14 protein-coding genes are annotated in these 17,698 nt (G+C 73.2%); 7 read left to right on the top strand and 7 right to left on the bottom strand.

Features of this window, described 5'->3' with window-relative positions; translation table 11 throughout:
- Positions 1-53 precede the first annotated feature (53 nt).
- Entirely contained in the window at positions 54-1,382 is a 1,329-nt protein-coding gene (locus B7P34_RS08035; protein WP_106675118.1) for a deoxyguanosinetriphosphate triphosphohydrolase, read from the bottom strand.
- A 161-nt stretch (positions 1,383-1,543) separates the two neighbouring features.
- Between B7P34_RS08035 and B7P34_RS08030 the strand changes: the two genes are divergently transcribed.
- Positions 1,544-2,242, top strand: a complete 699-nt coding sequence (locus tag B7P34_RS08030) for a SanA/YdcF family protein (RefSeq protein ID WP_223267619.1) — start codon at positions 1,544-1,546, stop codon at positions 2,240-2,242.
- Here B7P34_RS08030 and B7P34_RS08025 read toward each other — a convergent pair.
- Positions 2,239-3,186 (bottom strand): trypsin-like serine peptidase, encoded by a 948-nt coding sequence (locus B7P34_RS08025; protein ID WP_223267618.1) that lies wholly within the window; start codon positions 3,184-3,186, stop codon positions 2,239-2,241. The genes B7P34_RS08030 and B7P34_RS08025 overlap by 4 nt on opposite strands.
- 147 nt (positions 3,187-3,333) lie before the next feature.
- Complete coding sequence (locus tag B7P34_RS08020; protein WP_106675117.1) at positions 3,334-4,122, bottom strand: sulfite exporter TauE/SafE family protein; 789 nt, start codon at positions 4,120-4,122, stop codon at positions 3,334-3,336.
- A gap of 208 nt (positions 4,123-4,330) precedes the next feature.
- On the opposite strand from B7P34_RS08020, the gene B7P34_RS08015 reads away from it, so the two are divergent.
- Together B7P34_RS08015 and B7P34_RS08010 are read left to right on the top strand one after the other, a co-directional pair.
- Entirely contained in the window at positions 4,331-4,732 is a 402-nt protein-coding gene (locus B7P34_RS08015; protein WP_106675116.1) for a nitrite reductase (NAD(P)H) small subunit, read from the top strand.
- A gap of 137 nt (positions 4,733-4,869) precedes the next feature.
- Entirely contained in the window at positions 4,870-5,799 is a 930-nt protein-coding gene (locus tag B7P34_RS08010; protein WP_106675115.1) for an oxidoreductase, read from the top strand.
- A gap of 8 nt (positions 5,800-5,807) precedes the next feature.
- Here the strand turns inward: B7P34_RS08010 and B7P34_RS08005 are convergent, their stop codons facing one another.
- Positions 5,808-6,383 carry a hypothetical protein gene (locus B7P34_RS08005; protein WP_223267617.1) on the bottom strand — a complete coding sequence of 192 codons (576 nt, stop codon included), beginning with the start codon at positions 6,381-6,383 and terminating at the stop codon, positions 5,808-5,810.
- 220 nt (positions 6,384-6,603) lie between these two features.
- On the opposite strand from B7P34_RS08005, the gene B7P34_RS08000 reads away from it, so the two are divergent.
- The 4 genes from B7P34_RS08000 (at position 6,604) to B7P34_RS07985 (ending at position 11,602) form a co-directional block, all read left to right on the top strand.
- Complete coding sequence (locus B7P34_RS08000) at positions 6,604-8,502, top strand: APC family permease (RefSeq protein ID WP_106675114.1); 1,899 nt, start codon at positions 6,604-6,606, stop codon at positions 8,500-8,502.
- 73 nt (positions 8,503-8,575) lie between these two features.
- Positions 8,576-9,823: an ABC transporter substrate-binding protein gene (locus tag B7P34_RS07995; RefSeq protein WP_106675113.1), complete on the top strand. Its 1,248-nt coding sequence runs from the start codon at positions 8,576-8,578 to the stop codon at positions 9,821-9,823.
- A 1-nt stretch (position 9,824) separates the two neighbouring features.
- Positions 9,825-10,742, top strand: coding sequence for a carbohydrate ABC transporter permease (locus B7P34_RS07990; protein ID WP_106675112.1), 918 nt, complete (start codon positions 9,825-9,827; stop codon positions 10,740-10,742).
- A 14-nt stretch (positions 10,743-10,756) separates the two neighbouring features.
- On the top strand, positions 10,757-11,602 hold the full coding sequence (locus tag B7P34_RS07985) for a carbohydrate ABC transporter permease (RefSeq protein WP_223267616.1): 846 nt from the start codon (positions 10,757-10,759) through the stop codon (positions 11,600-11,602).
- A 65-nt stretch (positions 11,603-11,667) separates the two neighbouring features.
- On the opposite strand, the gene B7P34_RS07980 is transcribed toward B7P34_RS07985, so the two are convergent.
- From B7P34_RS07980 to dusB, 3 genes are all read right to left on the bottom strand, one after another.
- Positions 11,668-12,462 carry an ArsR/SmtB family transcription factor gene (locus B7P34_RS07980; protein WP_223267615.1) on the bottom strand — a complete coding sequence of 265 codons (795 nt, stop codon included), beginning with the start codon at positions 12,460-12,462 and terminating at the stop codon, positions 11,668-11,670.
- A gap of 971 nt (positions 12,463-13,433) precedes the next feature.
- Positions 13,434-16,151, bottom strand: coding sequence for a pyruvate, phosphate dikinase (gene ppdK, locus B7P34_RS07975; RefSeq protein ID WP_106675110.1), 2,718 nt, complete (start codon positions 16,149-16,151; stop codon positions 13,434-13,436).
- Positions 16,152-16,541: 390 nt separating this feature from the next.
- Positions 16,542-17,684 carry a tRNA dihydrouridine synthase DusB gene (gene dusB, locus B7P34_RS07970; RefSeq protein ID WP_106675109.1) on the bottom strand — a complete coding sequence of 381 codons (1,143 nt, stop codon included), beginning with the start codon at positions 17,682-17,684 and terminating at the stop codon, positions 16,542-16,544.
- Positions 17,685-17,698: the final 14 nt, after the last annotated feature.

The raw sequence follows: 17,698 nt of genomic DNA, 5'->3' as shown, positions 1-17,698 counted from the left end.
GGGTCAGTACCCGCAAGGTGTGGGGGAAGTCCTCGGATCCTGTGGACATTCGGTCACCCTTCTGACACACGGCGCCCTTCGGTGAGGCGGGCGAGCAGGGAGCGCGCGGAGACATCGGTCAGGGCGGCGATCTGGTCGACGACGGCGCGCTGGCGGCCGGCGTCGTCCGTGGCGGCGGCGTAGAGGGTGCGGAACTGCGGGTCGAGGCCGTCGGGGGCGCGGGCGGCCAGGGCCGCGGCGAGCTCGGCGATGACGACGCGCTGCTCGGCGCGGAGCTTCTCCTGGTCCTCGCGCTGCATCACGTAGCGGTCGGCGACGGCCTTCAAGACGGCGCATTCGAGACGGGTTTCGCGGGGGACGACGAGCTCGGCGCCGTAGCGGGTGAGCCGGCCGGGGCCGTGGGCGGCGCGGGTGGCGGTCTCGGCGGCCAGGCAGAAGCGGCCGATGAGCTGGCTGGTGGCGTCCTTGAGGCGGGCCTGGGCCACGGCCGAGCCGTCGTAGCCGTGCGGCCACCACTCCTGCTCCAGGAGCCGGTCGAGGGCCTCGGCGAGCTCGTCGGGCGCGGCGCCGGGGGCGTAGCGGCCGGCGGCGACGGCGAAGACGTCCTGCCGCTCGGGGGCGGCGAGCAGCGCGTTGGGGTCGAGGTGGCCGGCGTGCAGGCCGTCCTCGACGTCGTGGACGGAGTAGGCGACGTCGTCGGCCCAGTCCATGACCTGGGCCTCGAAGCTCTGCCGCCCCTCGGGGGCGCCCTGCCGCAGCCAGGTGAAGACGGGCAGGTCGTCCGCGTAGACGCCGAACTTGCGGGAGGCCGGGTCGGTGGGGTGGCCGCCGCGCGGCCAGGGGTACTTGGTGGCGGCGTCGAGGGCGGCCCGGGTGAGGTTGAGGCCGACGCTGACGAGCTCGCCGCTGCCGTCGCCCGCGGGCACGAACCGCTTGGGTTCGAGGCGGGTGAGCAGGCGCAGGGACTGGGCGTTGCCCTCGAATCCGCCGCACAGGCCCGCGACTTCGTTGAGCGCCTCCTCGCCGTTGTGGCCGAACGGGGGGTGGCCGAGGTCGTGCGCGAGGCAGGCGGCCTCGACGAGGTCGGGGTCGCAGCCGAGGGCCGCGCCGAGCTCCCGGCCGACCTGGGCGCACTCCAGGGAGTGGGTGAGGCGGGTGCGGGGGCTGGCGTCCCAGGCCTGGGAGCTGACGCCGGGCGTGACGACCTGGGTCTTGCCGGCGAGCCGGCGCAGGGCGGCGGAGTGCAGCACGCGGGCCCGGTCGCGCTGGAAGGCGGTGCGCCCCGGGCGTTTGTCGGGCTCGGGGGCCCAGCGCTCCAGGTCCTGCTCGTCGTATCCGGCGATGGGGGGGCGCTCGCCCGCGGTGCGTGCCGTTCCGTTCATACTCCTGACGGTAACCGCCGGGTCTGACAGCAGCGACGGCGCGGACGGCCGCGGGTCACGGTTCCGGACGCGGCGCGGAGCGCACGTCCCTGAGCTGCGGGAGCCGGGAACCGGCCGGGTGTCCGGCGCGTTCTTACCGGTCGACGGGGAGGGTGATCGACATGATGCGGGGCCGCGTGCTGCGGATGCGGGTACGGCTGCCGCGGACGCGTCGGGAGCGACGGCGGCTGCTGTGGGCCGCCGTGGTCGGCTGCGTGCTCGGGCTGCTGCCGGCGACGTGGGTGTACGCGGCGGCGGAGCCGCGGATGCGGACCGCCCGGGACGTGCCTGCCGCCCCGGTCGCCATGGTCTTCGGCGCGGGCCTGTGGGACGGCAAGCCGTCCCCGTATCTGGCGCACCGCCTCGACGCGGCGGTCGAGCTGTACCGGGCGGGCAAGGTCCGGGTGGTGCTGGTCACCGGCGACAACAGCCGCGAGGAGTACGACGAGCCGGACGCGATGCGGGCGTATCTGACGGAGCGCGGGGTCCCGGAGGACCGCGTCGTGACCGACTACGCGGGCTTCGACACGTGGGACTCGTGCACGCGCGCCGTGCGCGTCTTCGGCGTGAAGAAGGCGGTGCTCATCACGCAGGGCTTCCACGTCCGGCGGGCGCTGGCGCTGTGCGGGGCGGCGGGGATCGACGCGTACGGGGTAGGGGTGGCCGCCAAGCACGACGTGACCTGGTACGCGGGGGGTGCGCGGGAGGTGTTCGCGTCGGGGAAGGCGGCGCTGGACGCGCTCGTGCGGCCCGGGCCGCGGTTCCTGGGGCCGCACGAGCCGGGCATCGAGCAGGCGCTGGCGGACGAGCCGGCGCGCTAGCCGCGCTCGGGCTGCCGGTCGTTTATGGCGTCCAGATAGAGCTTGAAGATCTCGTCGTCGTTGACCGGGCTGTACGAGATCCGCGCGCTCTCGTCGCCGTCCGGGCCGCCGCCGTTGAGGCCGCCCAGCACGCCCACGAGGTCGCCGGTGCGCGTGCGCTCGTCGAAGTGCGTGAGCCACGGGCTGCCCGAGGTGCCCGAGACGAAGCCGTCGCAGCGCATCCGCAGCTGGTTGCGGTCTTCGAGGCGGGCGGTCATGGCGGTGCAGCGGATGGCCTTGTCGGCCGGGTCGTCGTCCGCGTCGGGGTAGCCGATGACGGTGACCCGGTTGACGTAGCCGGGCGTGCGGACCAGCCGGTTGGCGCCGGTGACGCGCTCGATCTGGCGGCCTCGGCCGTCGGCCTTGACGGTGGCGAACGCGAAGTCCAGGTCGGAGCCCGCGCCCGTGTCGCTGCGGCGGGGGTCGGCGTAGACGCGGTCCACGGGCCACACCCCGTACGGCTGCTTGCCCGCCCCGGCCCGGTAGTCGGGCACGAACGCGGCGTCGTCGCCGATGGAGCAGTGCCCGGCCGTGATGATCAGATTCCCTTTGGGGCTGTGCACCACGCTGGCGGTGCAGTGGTGGTCGCGCATGTCCTCGCCGACGGAGAAGAGCATGCCCACGGACGGCACCCCGTCGAAGTGGCGGGCGCTGCCGGTGATGCGCTGCGCGTCGGGCACGGCGTCGCCGTTCTCGCCGTCGGACCCGTCCCGCGCCGACTGCTCCATCCGCGTCGGGCCCCAGAACCGCCGGGCCTCCTCGCTGGACCAGCTGCCCTCCCGGCCGTGGCCACCGGCCCCGCGCGGCACGGCCGCCGCGAGGGTGACGACATAGAGCCCCGCGAGCACGGCCCGGACCCACCGGGCCCGGCCCCACCGGGAGAAACGCACGAGAACCCCCACCACGTCAGGAAGGTAGTGGTCAGGCTAGCCCCATTCGCGGGCGCACCGGTTCGCGCCGGGCCTATTTAAGGGATTTCTTATGCAAGCGCCAGCCGTTCGGGGCAGCCGCGCGCCTTTGCGCAGCTCAGGCACGCCGGACGGCCCGGGCGGTCAGCCGCCCCACTGGTCGTAGCCCAGCTTGCACACCAGTGACAGGACCACCACGACGAGCACCGCCCGGACGAAGCCGCTGCCCCGCTTCAGGGCCATGCGGGCGCCCAGCGCGCCGCCGGTGAGGTTGAACAGCGCCATGGGGGCGGCGATCTGCCAGATCACGGCGTGCTGGAAGGAGAAGGTGACGAGCGCGCCCACGTTGGTGCACACGTTGACGATCTTGGAGGTGCCGGAGGCCGTCACCAGGTCCATGTGCAGGATCGCGGCGAGGGCGAGCACGAGGAACGTGCCGGTGCCGGGGCCCATCAGGCCGTCGTAGAAGCCGATGCCGAGGCCCGCGACGGCGATCGCGGCGAGGGTGCGGCGGCGCGAGACCGGCCCGGCGTCGGGGAGCGCGCCCGTGCCGAAGGAGGGGCGCAGCAGCACGAAGGCCAGCACGGCCACCAGGATCGCCATGATCAGGGGGCGCAGGACGGCGCTGCTGATGGCGGAGGCGAAGAAGGCCCCCGCGAAGGAGCCGCCGAGCGCGGCGAGGCCGATGCGCAGGGCGGTGCGCCGGTTGACCGGTGCGCGGCGGGTGTAGGTGACGGCGGCCGCCGCGGTGCCGCAGATGGCGACGGCCTTGTTGGTGCCGATGGCGTGCGGGACGGGTACGTGCGGCAGGGCCACCATCAGCGCGGGGAGCTGCAGGAGGCCGCCGCCGCCCACCACGGCGTCGACCCACCCCGCCGCGGCCGCGGCGAGGCAGAGCACGAGCAGCGTCGTCAGCGATATGTCGGTGGTCACCCCGGCGATCGTACGGGCTCCGCCCAACTCGCTTGCGGAAGACGGCGGCAGGCCGTGCCGAAGCCGGACACACAGCGGTCACAGGTGTGGTGAAAACGTGTGCCACGGTGGCGACAGACGGCGGCGGCTGTGCCACAGTGCTGGACGCTCCGCAGCCCGGCCCGCTCCCCCACCGTCCCTGTCCGCTCTCCCGAAGGGACCTCCCGCGATGACCGTCGCTCCCGAGCAGCTCCCGCCCGCGCCCGCCTCCGCGCCCGCGCCCGCACGCGCCTCCGTGCCCGCTTCCCTGCGCGTCGAGGCGCTCCTCGGGCGCCGCTGGCACGCCCTCTGCGAGCTGGGCGATCTGACGCCCGGGCGCGGGGTGGCGGTGCTGCTGCCGGACGGCCAGCAGGCCGCCGTCTTCGTCGACCGGGCGGGACGCGCGTACGCCATAGGCAATCAGGACCCGTTCAGCGGGGCGTTCGTCCTCGCGCGGGGCCCGCTGGGGTCGGCGGGCGGGCGGCCGTACGTCACCTCGCCGCCGGCCGGGCGGCGGTTCGACCTGACGGACGGCCGGTGCCTGGACGACGCCGCCGTGTCGGTCCCGGCGTATACGGTCCGGCTGCGCTGAGCGGGGGCGCCCCGCGCGCGGGCCACCGTATCGGGCGAATGCCCGCCCGGCACCCGCACCCCCTCGCCTACGCTGGGACCGAAGAGGGCTACTGACGCGTATGTGCCGGGTGCGGACCGCAGAGGAGCGCAGCAGACGTGACTGGATGGAACGCGAGCGAGATCCCCGACCAGAGCGGCCGCACGGCGGTGGTCACGGGCGCCAACAGCGGCATCGGCTACGTCACGGCCCGCGAGCTGGCGCGGCGCGGCGCGCGGGTCGTCCTCGCCTGCCGCGACGCGACGCGCGGCAAGGCCGCCGAGGAGCGGGTCCGCGCGGCGGCGCCCGGCGCCGACGTGCAGTTCGCCCCGCTCGACCTCGCGGACCTGTCCTCGGTGCGGGCCTTCGCCGCGGACCTGCCCGGCGACCGGCTGGACCTGCTGATCAACAACGCCGGGGTGATGGCGCTGCCGCAGCGCCGCACGGTCGACGGGTTCGAGATGCAGTTCGGCACGAACCATCTCGGCCATTTCGCGCTGACCGGGCTGCTGCTGCCGCGGCTGCGGGAGGCCGGACACGGCGCGCGGGTCGTCACCGTCTCCAGCGGGCTGCACGTCCTGGGCACGGTCGACCCGCGCGACCTCAACATGGAGCACCGCTACCGCCGCTGGATCGCGTACGGCCGCTCCAAGAGCGCCAACCTGCTGTTCACGCACGAGCTGGCGCAGCGGCTGACGGCGGAGGGCTCGCGCGTCGTCGCCGTCGCCGCGCACCCCGGCTACGCGGCCACGAACCTGCAGACGGCCGGGGCGCGGATGGAGGGCCGGGAGGCCGCCGCGCGCCTCGCCGAGCTGGCCAACCGGCTCTTCGCCCAGAGCCCGGAGGACGGGGCGCGGCCGACGCTGTACGCGGCGACCGCGCAGGACGTGCGGCAGGACGACTACTTCGGTCCGCGCTTCGAGTACCGCAGTTCGGGGACGCCCACGCGGCGGACGGTGCGGGCTCCTTGGACGCGGAACGACCGTGCCGGTGCCGGGCTCTGGGCGGCGTCGGAGAGGCTGACCGGCGTGACGTACGACTGGCTGTAGGCGGGGCCTCACCACTCTTCCAGCAGCCGCCGCGCCCCCTCCCCGTCGATGCGTTCCGCGAGTTCCGCCAGCGGCGCCCCGCCCTCCCGCAGCAGGCCGCTCTCGCGGGCGCGCCGCACGCCCGTGTCCAGCCGGTGCCAGAGCAGCGGGTTGGCGACGAGGACCTCCGGGTCGAACTCCACGCGGTTGCCCCCGGCGTCCCGCAGCACGAGCCGCGGCGTCATGCCGTCCGCGCGGCGCACCTGCGTGAGCAGGTCCGTGCGGACGCGCTTCTCGCCCAGCAGGCCGCGCACGGCGAGCCAGCCGTCGCCGGCGGTGACCTTCTGCGGCAGCAGGACGGCCAGCAGGAGCGCCCCGAGGCCGGTCCAGCAGGCGGCGCGCGGCCCGTCGAGCCCGCCGCGGGCGAGGTCGGCGAGGACGAGGACGCCCGCGAGGGCTGCGCCGCAGTACCAGGCGGCCCGCGCCTCGCGCCGCCAGTCCCGGTCGTGGGCGAGGACCGCACCGCCGGGCGGCTGCGCCTTCGTCCGTGCCGTCTGCGCGACGGGGCCGCCCGCCCGCGCCTTCGAGAGCTGTCGCCGTCCCATGCCCGTGACGCTAGGCCCGTACCAAGGGCGGAACGCCGGGTGTTGACGGGGTGCTGACGCCACTTGGGCCAACCCTTACGCCCCGCTGACGTAACCGGAGCCCGGCCGTCAAGAACGCGTGAAGATCCCTCCGGAACGCGCCAAGAGCCCGCCAAGGACGTGCGCGGGCGCGCGGGACCGGCCGCACGCTGGGCGTCCCAAGCACGGAGGTACGAACAGAATGTCCCTGCTCGCGCACGCGAACCAGCGGCCCGAAGGGGCCGGCGAGGAGCCCCCGGATACCGGCGCCGCGCGGCCGTCCGCCGAGGACCGGCACCGGCTGACCGCCCCTCAGGGGCTCGCGGCCCTCTCGCTGGACGCGATGGCGTCGGTGGCCTACGGGCCCGAGTCGATCGTCCTGGTGCTGGCCGCGGCGGGCGCGTACGGGCTGGGCTTCACGCTCCCCGTCACCTTCGCGATCGCCGCCCTGCTGGCGGTCCTCGTCGCCTCCTACCGGCAGGTCATCGCGGCGTTCCCCGACGGCGGCGGCTCGTACGCGGTCGCCAAGCGGCACCTCGGGCGGCGCACCGCGCTGGTGACCGCGGCCTCCCTGGTGCTGGACTACGTGCTGAACGTGGCGGTGTCGGTCACCGCCGGCGTCGCCGCCCTGACCTCGGCCTTCCCCTCCCTCTACGCGGACCGGCTGTGGATCTGCCTGGGCGTGCTGGCCCTGGTGACGGGGGTGAACCTGCGCGGCATCGTGGAGTCCGCGAAGTGGTTCATGGTGCCGACGGCCGTGTTCGTCGGCTCGGTCCTGACGATGATCGTGGCCGGGCTGCTGCGGGACGCGCCCGCGAGCACCGAGGCCGCCGCCGGGCACGCGTCCGCGCTCGCCGGGAACGCCACGGCCGTGGGCGCCCTGCTGCTCCTGAAGGCCTTCGCCGCCGGCTGCTCCGCCCTCACCGGCGTGGAGGCCGTGGCCAACGCCGTGCCGGCCTTCCGGGCCCCGGCGCAGCGGCGGGCCCAGCGGACGGAGGTCGCGCTGGGCGCCCTGCTGGGCGTCATGCTGATCGGCCTGGCGGTGCTCATCGGCCGCTTCCACCTGCAGCCGGTGGAGGGCGTCACGGTCCTCGCGCAGCTCGCCGACGCCTCGCTCGGCCACAACGGCGCCTTCTACGTGGTGCAGTTCGCGACCGTCGTGCTGCTGGCGCTGGCCGCGAACACGTCCTTCGGCGGGCTGCCCGTCCTGATGGCCCTGCTGGCCCGGGACAACTACCTGCCGCACGTCTTCGGCCTCAAGGCGGACCGGCAGGTGCACCGGCACGGCGTGCTGGCCCTCGCGGCGGTCTCCGCGCTGCTGCTGGTCTTCTCCGGGGGCGACGTCAACACGCTCGTGCCGCTGTTCGCGATCGGGGTGTTCGTGGGCTTCACGATCTGCCAGGTCGGCATGGTGCGGCACTGGCGGCTGGAGCGCTCGGCGGGCTGGCGCGGCAAGGCGCTCCTCAACGGCTCCGGCGCGCTGCTGACGGGCGTGTCGGCGGTCGTGGTCACGGCCACGAAGTTCGAGGAGGGCGCCTGGCTGATCGCCCTGGCGCTGCCGCTGATGGTCCTGGTCTTCGAGGCCGTGCACCGTTCGTACGGGCGGATCGGCGAGCGGCTGGGGCTGGGCCGGGTGCCGGAGGCGCCGCGCCGCTGCCACAGCGTGGTCGTCGTGCCCGTCTCCTCCCTCTCCCGGCTGACCAGCAAGGCCCTGACGGCCGCCGTGTCGCTGGGCGACGAGGTGATCGCGGTGACCGCCGTCCAGCCCGACGCGGAGGGGGCGCGGGCCGCCGAGACGCTGCGGCGCGACTGGGAGCTGTGGAACCCGGGCGTCGACCTCGTCGAACTGCCCGCGCCCACGCGGGCCCTGGGCCGCCCGATCGTCGCCTACGTCCACGAACTCACCGACCGGCACCCCGACAACCGCGTCACGGTCCTCATCCCCGAGGTCGAGCCCGCCCACGTCTGGCAGCGGCTGCTGCAGAACCAGCGCGGCGCGGTCGTGGCCCACGCGGTGCGGCGGGACACGGACGCGGTGATCTGCCGCCTCCGCTTCCGCATCGGCGCGGAACCGGCCCGGAAGACGGACACGCGGCGGTAATGGCCCTGTCGTAATCCTCCCCCATCGTTGATCGTTGGTCCGTACGGTCCCGACCGCGAGGGGGAGAACCGACATGCCGATCAGCCGCAGACTGCTCTTGTCCGGCGGTGCCGCGCTCGCACTGACCGGGTGCGGGTCCGACACGGGGCGCGGCGGGGAGGGTTCGGGACGGCCCCGGCTCTCCCACTGGTACCACCAGTACGGCGAGGCGGGCACGCGGCAGGCGGTGGGCCGGTACGCCGCCGCGTACGAGGGCGCCGACGTGCGGATCGAGTGGCGGCCCGGGAACTACGACCAGCAGACCGCCGCCGCCCTGCTGACGAACTCCGGGCCGGACGTCTTCGAGGTCAACGGCCCGAGCCTGGACCAGATCCGCGGCGGGCAGGTCGCCGACCTCACCGGCCTGCTGGACGGCGTCAAGGACGACTTCGACCGGGCCGTCCTCGCGCCGAAGACCTGGGACGGCCGCGTGTGGGCGATCCCCCAGGTCGTCGACACCCAGCTGCTCTACTACCGCCGCAGCCTGCTGGAGCAGGCCGGAGTGCGGCCGCCGCGCACCCTGGACGAGCTGGTCGACGCCGCGCGCAGCCTCACCCGGGGCACGGTCAAGGGCCTGTTCCTCGGCAACGACGGCGGCGCGGGCGTCCTCGGCGGCACGCCCCTGTACGCGGCGGGCCTCTCGCTCGTCACCGCCGACGGCAGGCCGGGCTTCGACGACCCGGCCGCCGCCCGCACCCTCGGCAAGCTGCACCGGCTCTACGCGGAGAAGTCCCTGCTGCTGGGCGCGCCCGCCGACTGGTCCGACCCGTCCGCCCTCCTCCAGGGGCTGACCGCGATGCAGTGGTCCGGGCTGTGGGCGCTGCCGGTGGTGAAGAAGGCGCTCGGCTACGACTTCGGGGTGCTGCCCTTCCCCGCCGACGGGCCCGCCGGCAGACCGGCCGTGCCCGTCGGCGCGTACGGCGCGGCCGTCAGCACGCGCAGCGGGCGACAGGAGGCGGCGAAGGCGTACGTGAAGTGGCTGTGGGTCGACCGCAGCGACTACCAGGAGGACTTCGCGCTGTCCTACGGCTTCCACATCCCGGCCCGCCGCTCCCTGGCCGCGAAGGCGGGCAAGCTCAAGGAGGGCGCGGCGGCCGAGGCCGTGCGGTTCACCGCCGACCACGGCTACGCCCAGCCGCTGCTGTGGACGGTCGCCGCGCAGACCGCGTACCAGGACGGGCTCAGCCGGATCATCAAGGAGGGCGCCGACCCGGAGCGCGAGGTGCGGGCGGCGGTGCGGCGGACCGCGGAGGAGCTGAAGCGCGCCGGGAAGAAGGCCTGACGTGGCGGCGTACGGCGCGGTGCGCCGGCGGCGGCAGGCCCTGTGGTTCTGGGTCTTCACCGGCCCCTTCGTGCTGGGCCTCGTCCTCTTCACGTACGTGCCGCTGGGCTGGAGCGTGTGGCTCAGCTTCTTCGACGCGCACAACACCGTCTCCCCCACGGACTTCACCGGCCTGGACAACTACCGGCAGGTGCTCGGGGACCCCGCGTTCCGCTCCGCGCTGGGCACGTTCGCGCTGTTCACGGCCTTCATCGTGCCCGCCACGTACGCCCTGTCACTGGGGCTCGCGCTGGCCGTGAGCCGGCTGCGGCGGGCGCAGGCGTTCTTCCGGTCGGTGTTCTTCCTGCCGACGGCGTGCAGCTACGTGGTCGCCGCGCTGGTGTGGAAGCTGTCGGTGTTCAACGGGGTGCGGTTCGGGCTGGCCAACACGGTGCTGGGCTGGTTCGGCGCCGAGCCGGTGGCGTGGCTGTCGGTCACCGACCCGCCCTGGTACTGGCTGGTCGTGGTGACCGTCCGGCTGTGGCTCCAGGCGGGCTTCTACATGGTGCTGTTCCTCGCCGGCCTGCAGCGGATCCCGCCGCAGCTGTACGAGGCGGCCGCCGTCGACGGGGCGCGGCCGGGGTGGCAGACGTTCCGGCACATCACCTTCCCGGCGCTGCGGGCGACGTCGGTGGCGGTGGTGCTGCTCCTCGTCATCAACGCCTTCCAGGCGTTCGACGAGTTCTACAACCTGCTGTCGGACGCGCGCGGCTACCCGCCGTACGCCAGGCCGCCGCTCGTGTACCTCTACTACACGGCGCTCGGGCAGGGGCAGAACCTCGGGGTGGGCAGCGCGGGCGCGGTGGTGCTGGCGCTGGTGATCGCGGTGGTGACGGTGGTGCAGTCGCGGTGGTCGGGGCTGGGCAGGCGGGAGGCGTGAGGCGGATGGGAGCCGTGAGACAGACGGACGATGCCCTCGTACGGGCCGGGCGGGCGCTGCGGCTGGTGCTGCTGATCGCGCTCGCCGTGCTGTTCCTGATCCCCTTCTACCTGCTCGTGCGGAACGGGCTCGCCGCGGAGGCGGACATCACCTCGCCGGACTGGACGTTCTTCCCGTCCGAGCTGCACTGGTCGAACGTGCGGGAGCTGTTCGCCGACCCGGACGTGCCGATGGCGCACGCCCTGCTGAACTCCACGCTGATCGCGGTGGCGACGACGCTCGGCACGGTGCTGCTCGCCTCGCTCGCGGGCTACGGCCTGGCCCGGATCCCCTACCGGTACGCGGGCGCCGTCCTCACCGCGGTCCTGGGCACGCTGCTGGTGCCGGCGGCGGTCACCTTCGTGCCGTCGTTCGTGCTGGTGTCGTCGCTGGGCTGGGTCTCCAGCCTGCGCGGCCTGATCGTGCCGACGCTCTTCAGCGCCTTCGCGTGCTTCGTCTTCCGGCAGTACTTCCTGGGCTTCCCGCGGGAGCTGGAGGACGCGGCGCAGGTGGACGGCCTCGGGCCGTGGCGGACGTACTGGCTCGTGGTCGTGCCGAACGCGCGGCCGGTGTTCGCCGCGGTCGGCACGATCGTGTTCATCGGGGCGTGGAACTCGTTCCTGTGGCCCCTGGTCATCGGCCAGGACCGCGATGCCTGGACCGTACAGGTGGCCCTGTCCACCTTCACGACGGCCCAGGCCGTCAACCTCCACGAGCTGTTCGTGGCAGCGGCAGTGTCGGTAGCGCCACTGCTCCTGGTCTTCCTGGTGCTGCAGCGGTACATCGTCGCGGGGGTCGAACGCTCCGGGATCGACGGCTGAGGCGGCGAGCGCCCGCCCGCCCCCGGCTGGGGGTCCGGGGGCCCGCGGCGGCAGCCGCTGATGTCTCAGCCCCCGGGAGACTGCAGCATCGTGGCGGGGGTGGAGCGCTCGGGGATCGACGGCTGAGGCGGCCTCGGCGCCAGTTGGGTCGTCTTGTGGCCGCCGCGCAGGAGGGCCGCGCCCAGGGGCGTCAGGGTGTGCATCACCGCACTGCCGTTGCGCAGCGTCAGGACCAGGCCCGCCTCGCGCAGCACGCCCGCGTGCTGGCTGGCGGAGGCCGCGGACACGCCGACGCGGCGGGCGAGTTCGCTGGTGGTGCAGCCGCCGCCGATGGAGCCGAGGACCGCCGAGCGGGTGTGCCCGACGAGCTTGCCGAGGGAGCGCGGCGCGGTCTGCACGGCGGGCGCGGACTCCGACATGTGCCGGGCGGGGTAGACGAGGACCGGGGTGAGCTCGGGGTCCTGGTACGTGACGGGCGTGCGGCGGCAGAAGAAGGAGGGAACCAGCAGCAGCCCCCGGCCGTTGAGGTGGACGTCGCGGTCGACGGGGTAGTCGGCTTCCAGGACGGGCGCGCGCCAGCGCATCATCGGCGGCAGTGAGGAGAGGAGCGCGTCCGCGCCGCCGTCCAGCAGGGCCCGGCCGCGCACGGCCCGGTCGGCCTCGATCTGGGCCTGGATGTGCTGCCAGTAGGGTGCTATCGCGGCCTCGTGGTAGGCCTGGAGCGCGCCGGTGAGCTTGGCGAAGGCACGCTCGTCGCCCTCGGCCATGGATCGTATCCAAGCGGGGAGCGTCCGGGCCGTGGAGAGCCGGCCGAGCTCGCGGTGCACCCGCTCGCCCGGCGTCTCGCGCAGGGCCTGCATGCCGGAGTCGAGTCCGAGTACCCCTTCGGGGGGCGTGAGGAAGTCCGGAAAATACCCGCGGGATGGCACCAGCGGGGCGAGAAGCCGAGTTTCACCATTCAACCTGGCGCGGGTTTCCGAGCGCCAATCCCCGAAGATCGACTCGCCTTGTTTGTCCCGGAGCCGGTGGAGGCTCAATACGGTTTCCCAGAGTGCGTCCGGGTCTCCGGCCAGGCGCAACCGGGCCAGATCGAGTCCAGTGAAATGGACGCGCAGCACCAAACCCCCACATGAGACATCCGCAACCACCCCCCGCTCACTGAGTATGCACACCGATACGAGCTGTTACCACGCCCTTTTGGCCACAGTTGAAAGGACTCGCGGGGAACGTGGGGGAAGCGAAATGCTATTCACGCACTCGGGGCCGCGCCCCGCTCGTTCCCGTGGGGGGTGGCGAGCGAAAAAGCGGCCGCTGAGTATGCGAGTTGCCGCCCGAGCCGATGCGGGCGGCAACAACTCCCGGTGGGGGAGTAAAGAGGGGCGGCGCTCCCGCACGAGCGCCGCCCCTCCGCCCTGCCCGGCACAGGGAAGCCACAGGTCGGGCACATCTCGGGCGCAGGATCACCACAGGAAGACCACGTACCGGTAACCCCGGCGTCATGTGCCGGAGACACTGCCGTACCACCTCGCGCCTCACGGGCCCCAGCGGAGCGGCGTTTTCCGGCCAACGGGGTTCCGGATGAAGGGCCTTGGTCCGTACCGGACGGTCCGTGCGAGAAGGGCGCCCCCGTACGAAGAGGCGCCGGCGCGAAGGGGCGGCCCCCACGCGAAGGGCACCCATGCGAAGGGCGCCCACGCGAAGAGGCGGCCCCCCGCACGGGTGCCGCCCCTTCCAGGTGCTGGAGCCGCCGCCGGGGCTGAGGGTCGGGGTCGCCCGGGCGGCGGCTCCGCCGCGCCGGCCCGGTTCGTGCCGGGCCGGTGCGGCAGCCGCATCAGCGGCTGTCCGAGCCCCCCTTGCCGAGCGCGGCCGCGCGGCCGGCCTCCAGGCGTGCGACGGGGATGCGGAAGGGGGAGCAGGAGACGTAGTCCAGGCCCACCTCGTGGAAGAAGTGCACCGAGTCGGGGTCGCCGCCGTGCTCGCCGCAGACGCCGAGCTTGAGGTCGGGGCGAGTGGCCCGGCCGGCCTCGGCGGCGGCCCGTACGAGCGAGCCCACGCCGTCCCGGTCGATGGTCTCGAAGGGGCTGACGCCGAAGATGCCCTTCTCCAGGTACGCGGTGAAGAAGCTCGCCTCGACGTCGTCGCGGGAGAAGCCCCACACGGTCTGGGTGAGGTCGTTGGTGCCGAAGGAGAAGAACTCGGCGGCCTCGGCGATCTGACCGGCCGTGAGCGCGGCGCGCGGCAGCTCGATCATGGTGCCGAGGGTGAGCCCCAGGTCGGTGCCGGTGGCCTGCTCGACCTCGGCGATGACCCGCTCGGCCTCCTCGCGGACGATCTCCAGCTCCTGGACGGTGCCCACCAGCGGGATCATGATCTCGGCGTGCGGGTCGCCGCCCGCGTTCCGCCGCTCGGCCGCGGCCTCGGCGATGGCCCGCACCTGCATGGCGAACAGGCCCGGGATGACGAGGCCGAGGCGGACGCCGCGCAGACCCAGCATCGGGTTCTGCTCGTGGAGCTTGTGCACGGCCTGCAGCAGGCGCAGCTCGTTCTCGTGCGGCTCGTGACGGGCCTCGGCGAGCGCGACCCGCACCGACAGGTCGGTGATGTCGGGCAGGAACTCGTGCAGCGGCGGGTCGAGGAGGCGCACGGTGACGGGCAGCCCGTCCATGGCCTCGAAGAGCTCCACGAAGTCGGACTTCTGCAGCGGCAGCAGGGCCTTGAGGGCCTCGTCGCGCTCGTCCTCGTGGTCGGCCAGGATCAGCCGCTCGACCATCTCGCGGCGCTCGCCGAGGAACATGTGCTCGGTGCGGCACAGGCCGATGCCCTGGGCGCCGAAGCGGCGGGCGCGGGCGGCGTCCTCGGCGTTGTCGGCGTTGGCGCGGACCTGCAGCCGGCGCCCGCCGTCCGCGTAGGTCATCACGCGGTGCACGGCCTTGACGAGTTCGTCGGCGTCCTCCGCGGCGCCGTCCGCGCGGCCCTCGAAGTACTCGACGACCGGGGAGGGCACGACGGGCACCTCGCCGCGGTAGACCTTGCCGGTGGAGCCGTCGATGGAGACGACCTCGCCCTCCTCGATGACGATCCCGCCAGGGGCGGTCATCCGGCGGCGCTTGGTGTCGACCTCCAGCTCCTCCGCGCCGCAGACGCAGGTCTTGCCCATGCCGCGGGCGACGACGGCGGCGTGCGAGGTCTTGCCGCCGCGGGAGGTGAGGATGCCCTCGGAGGCGATCATGCCGTCGAGGTCGTCGGGGTTGGTCTCGCGGCGGATCAGGATGACCTTCTCGCCCGAGCGGGACCACTTCACGGCGGTGTACGAGTCGAAGACGGCCTTGCCGACGGCGGCGCCGGGCGAGGCGGCGATGCCCCGGCCGAGCAGGTCGGTCTTCGCCTTCTCGTCGAAGCGCGGGAACATCAGCTGCGCGAGCTGGGCCCCGGTGACGCGCTGCAGCGCCTCGGCCTCGTCGATCAGGCCCTGGTCGACCAGCTGGGTGGCGATGCGGAAGGCGGCGCCCGCGGTGCGCTTGCCGACGCGGGTCTGCAGCATCCACAGCTTGCCGCGCTCGATGGTGAACTCGATGTCGCACAGGTCCTTGTAGTGCGTTTCGAGCGTCTCCATGATCTGCATCAGCTGGGCGTAGGACGCCTTGTCGATGCGCTCCAGGTCGGCGAGCGGCACGGTGTTGCGGATGCCCGCGACGACGTCCTCGCCCTGGGCGTTCTGCAGGTAGTCGCCGTAGACGCCCTGGTGGCCGCTGGCGGGGTCGCGGGTGAAGGCGACGCCGGTGCCGGAGTCGGGGCCGAGGTTGCCGAAGACCATGGAGCAGATGTTGACGGCGGTGCCGAGGTCGCCGGGGATGCGCTCCTGGCGGCGGTAGAGCTTGGCGCGGTCGCCGTTCCACGAGTCGAAGACCGCCCGGATGGCGAGGTCCATCTGCTCGCGCGGCTCCTGCGGGAAGTCCCGGCCGGTCTCCTTGGCGACGGTGGCCTTGAAGTCCTCGACCAGGCGCTTGAGGTCCGCGGCGTCGAGATCGACGTCCGTGGTGACGCCCTTGGCGCGCTTGGCCTCGTCGAGCGCCTCCTCGAAGAGCTCGCCGTCGACGCCGAGCACGGTCTTGCCGAACATCTGGATGAGGCGCCGGTAGGAGTCCCAGGCGAAGCGCTCGTCGCCGGCCTGGGCGGCGAGGCCGGCCACGGAGGCGTCGGAGAGCCCGATGTTGAGGACGGTGTCCATCATGCCGGGCATGGAGAACTTGGCGCCCGACCGGACCGAGACCAGCAGCGGGTCGTCCGCCTGCCCCAGCTTCTTGCCCATCCGCTTCTCGAGGGCCTCGAGGTGGGCCGAGACCTCGTCGCGCAGGGCCGTGGGCTCGCTGCCGCTGTCGAGGTAGACCTTGCAGGCTTCGGTGGTGATGGTGAAGCCGGGGGGAACGGGCAGGCCGAGGTTGGTCATCTCGGCGAGGTTGGCGCCCTTCCCGCCGAGCAGGTCCTTCAGGTCCTTGTTGCCCTCGGTGAAGTCGTAGACGAACTTCTGCTGACTGGTGGTTTCCGGCACGGGACTCGACTCCTCACTGGGGTCCCCCCGTACACAGTTGGGGGAAGGCGTGCTCAAACGTGCTGACGGCGGGGAGCGTACCCAGATCGAAGGCTTATAGGGAGGTCCACCCCCCGGCCATATGGGCGTAACCGCCTGTCAGCCAGCAGATCGAAAGTCACGCCCCGGTAAAGGGTCCGGAAGCCGGTTGTTCGACTTCTGAAGACAGAATGACAAACAGAAGTCGCGGCATCACGGAGCGTCGACCGAATGGCGGATGCGGGGTCAAGTCGTGAACGCAAGAGGGGTGGCACGCAGTGCCACCCCTCAAGAGATGCACCCCTGTGTATACCGCTCATCTGAGCGAGCCACTGATCAGGGGTGGCGAGAATCACGCCGCCGGACGGCGCATCAGCCGCCGGATGTGTCGAGTTCGGCGTCGGCGCTGACGGCCGCGCAGTCGTACGGATCGTTCAGCCAGCCGTCCGGGAGCACCACGCGGTTGCGGCCGGACGTGCGCCCGCGGGGCCCGTCGGCGCCGATCGGCCAGGACTGGTCCAGGTCGAGCTCGCTCAAGTGAGCGCCGAGCTCGTCCAGGGACGAGGCGATCGCCAGCTTCTTGCGCATGTCCGAGCCGATGGAGAAGCCCTTGGTGTACCAGGCCACGTGCTTGCGGAAGTCGATGACGCCGCGCTCCTCGCTCTCCAGCCACTCGCCGAGGAGCGTCGCGTGGCGCACCATCACGCGGGCCACCTCGCGCATCGTGGGCGCGGCGGGGGCGCCGCCGCCCTCGAAGGCCGTGACGAGGTCGCCGAAGAGCCAGGGGCGCCCGAGGCAGCCGCGGCCGACGACGACGCCGTCGCAGCCGGTCTCGCGCATCATCCGCACGGCGTCCTCGGCCGACCAGATGTCGCCGTTTCCGAGCACGGGGATCTCCGGCACGGTCTCCTTCAGGCGGGCTATGGCCTCCCAGTCGGCGGTGCCGCCGTAATGCTGGGCCGCCGTGCGGCCGTGCAGGGCGATGGCCGTGACGCCCTCCTCGACGGCGATCCGGCCGGCGTCGAGGTAGGTGATGTGCTCGTCGTCGATGCCCTTGCGCATCTTCATGGTGACGGGCAGGGAGCCGGCGTTGCCGACGGCCTCGCGCAGGATCGAGCGGAGCAGGTTGCGCTTGTACGGGAGCGCCGAGCCGCCGCCCTTGCGGGTGACCTTGGGGACGGGGCAGCCGAAGTTGAGGTCGATGTGGTCGGCCAGGTCCTCGTCCACGATCATGCGGACGGCCTTGCCGACGGTGACCGGGTCGACGCCGTAGAGCTGGATCGACCGGGGCTTCTCGGTGCCGTCGAAGTGGATCAGACGCATGGTCTTGGCGTCGCGCTCGACCAGGGCCCGGGTGGTGATCATCTCGCTGACGAACAGCCCCTTGCCGCCCGAGAACTCTCGGCAGAGCGTGCGGAAGGGCGCGTTCGTGATGCCCGCCATGGGGGCGAGGACCACCGGCGGCCACACGGTGTGCGGGCCGATCTGGAGCGGCGTGGCGGCGTCATGCGTCATGGATCCATTGTCGC

Origin of the sequence: Streptosporangium nondiastaticum, from assembly GCF_003011965.1 — a bacterium.
GTDB classification, from domain to species: Bacteria; Actinomycetota; Actinomycetes; order Streptomycetales; family Streptomycetaceae; genus Streptomyces; species Streptomyces nondiastaticus.
Note: the sequence above shows the minus strand (reverse complement) of the source record. Positions and strands in the feature narration are given on the sequence as shown.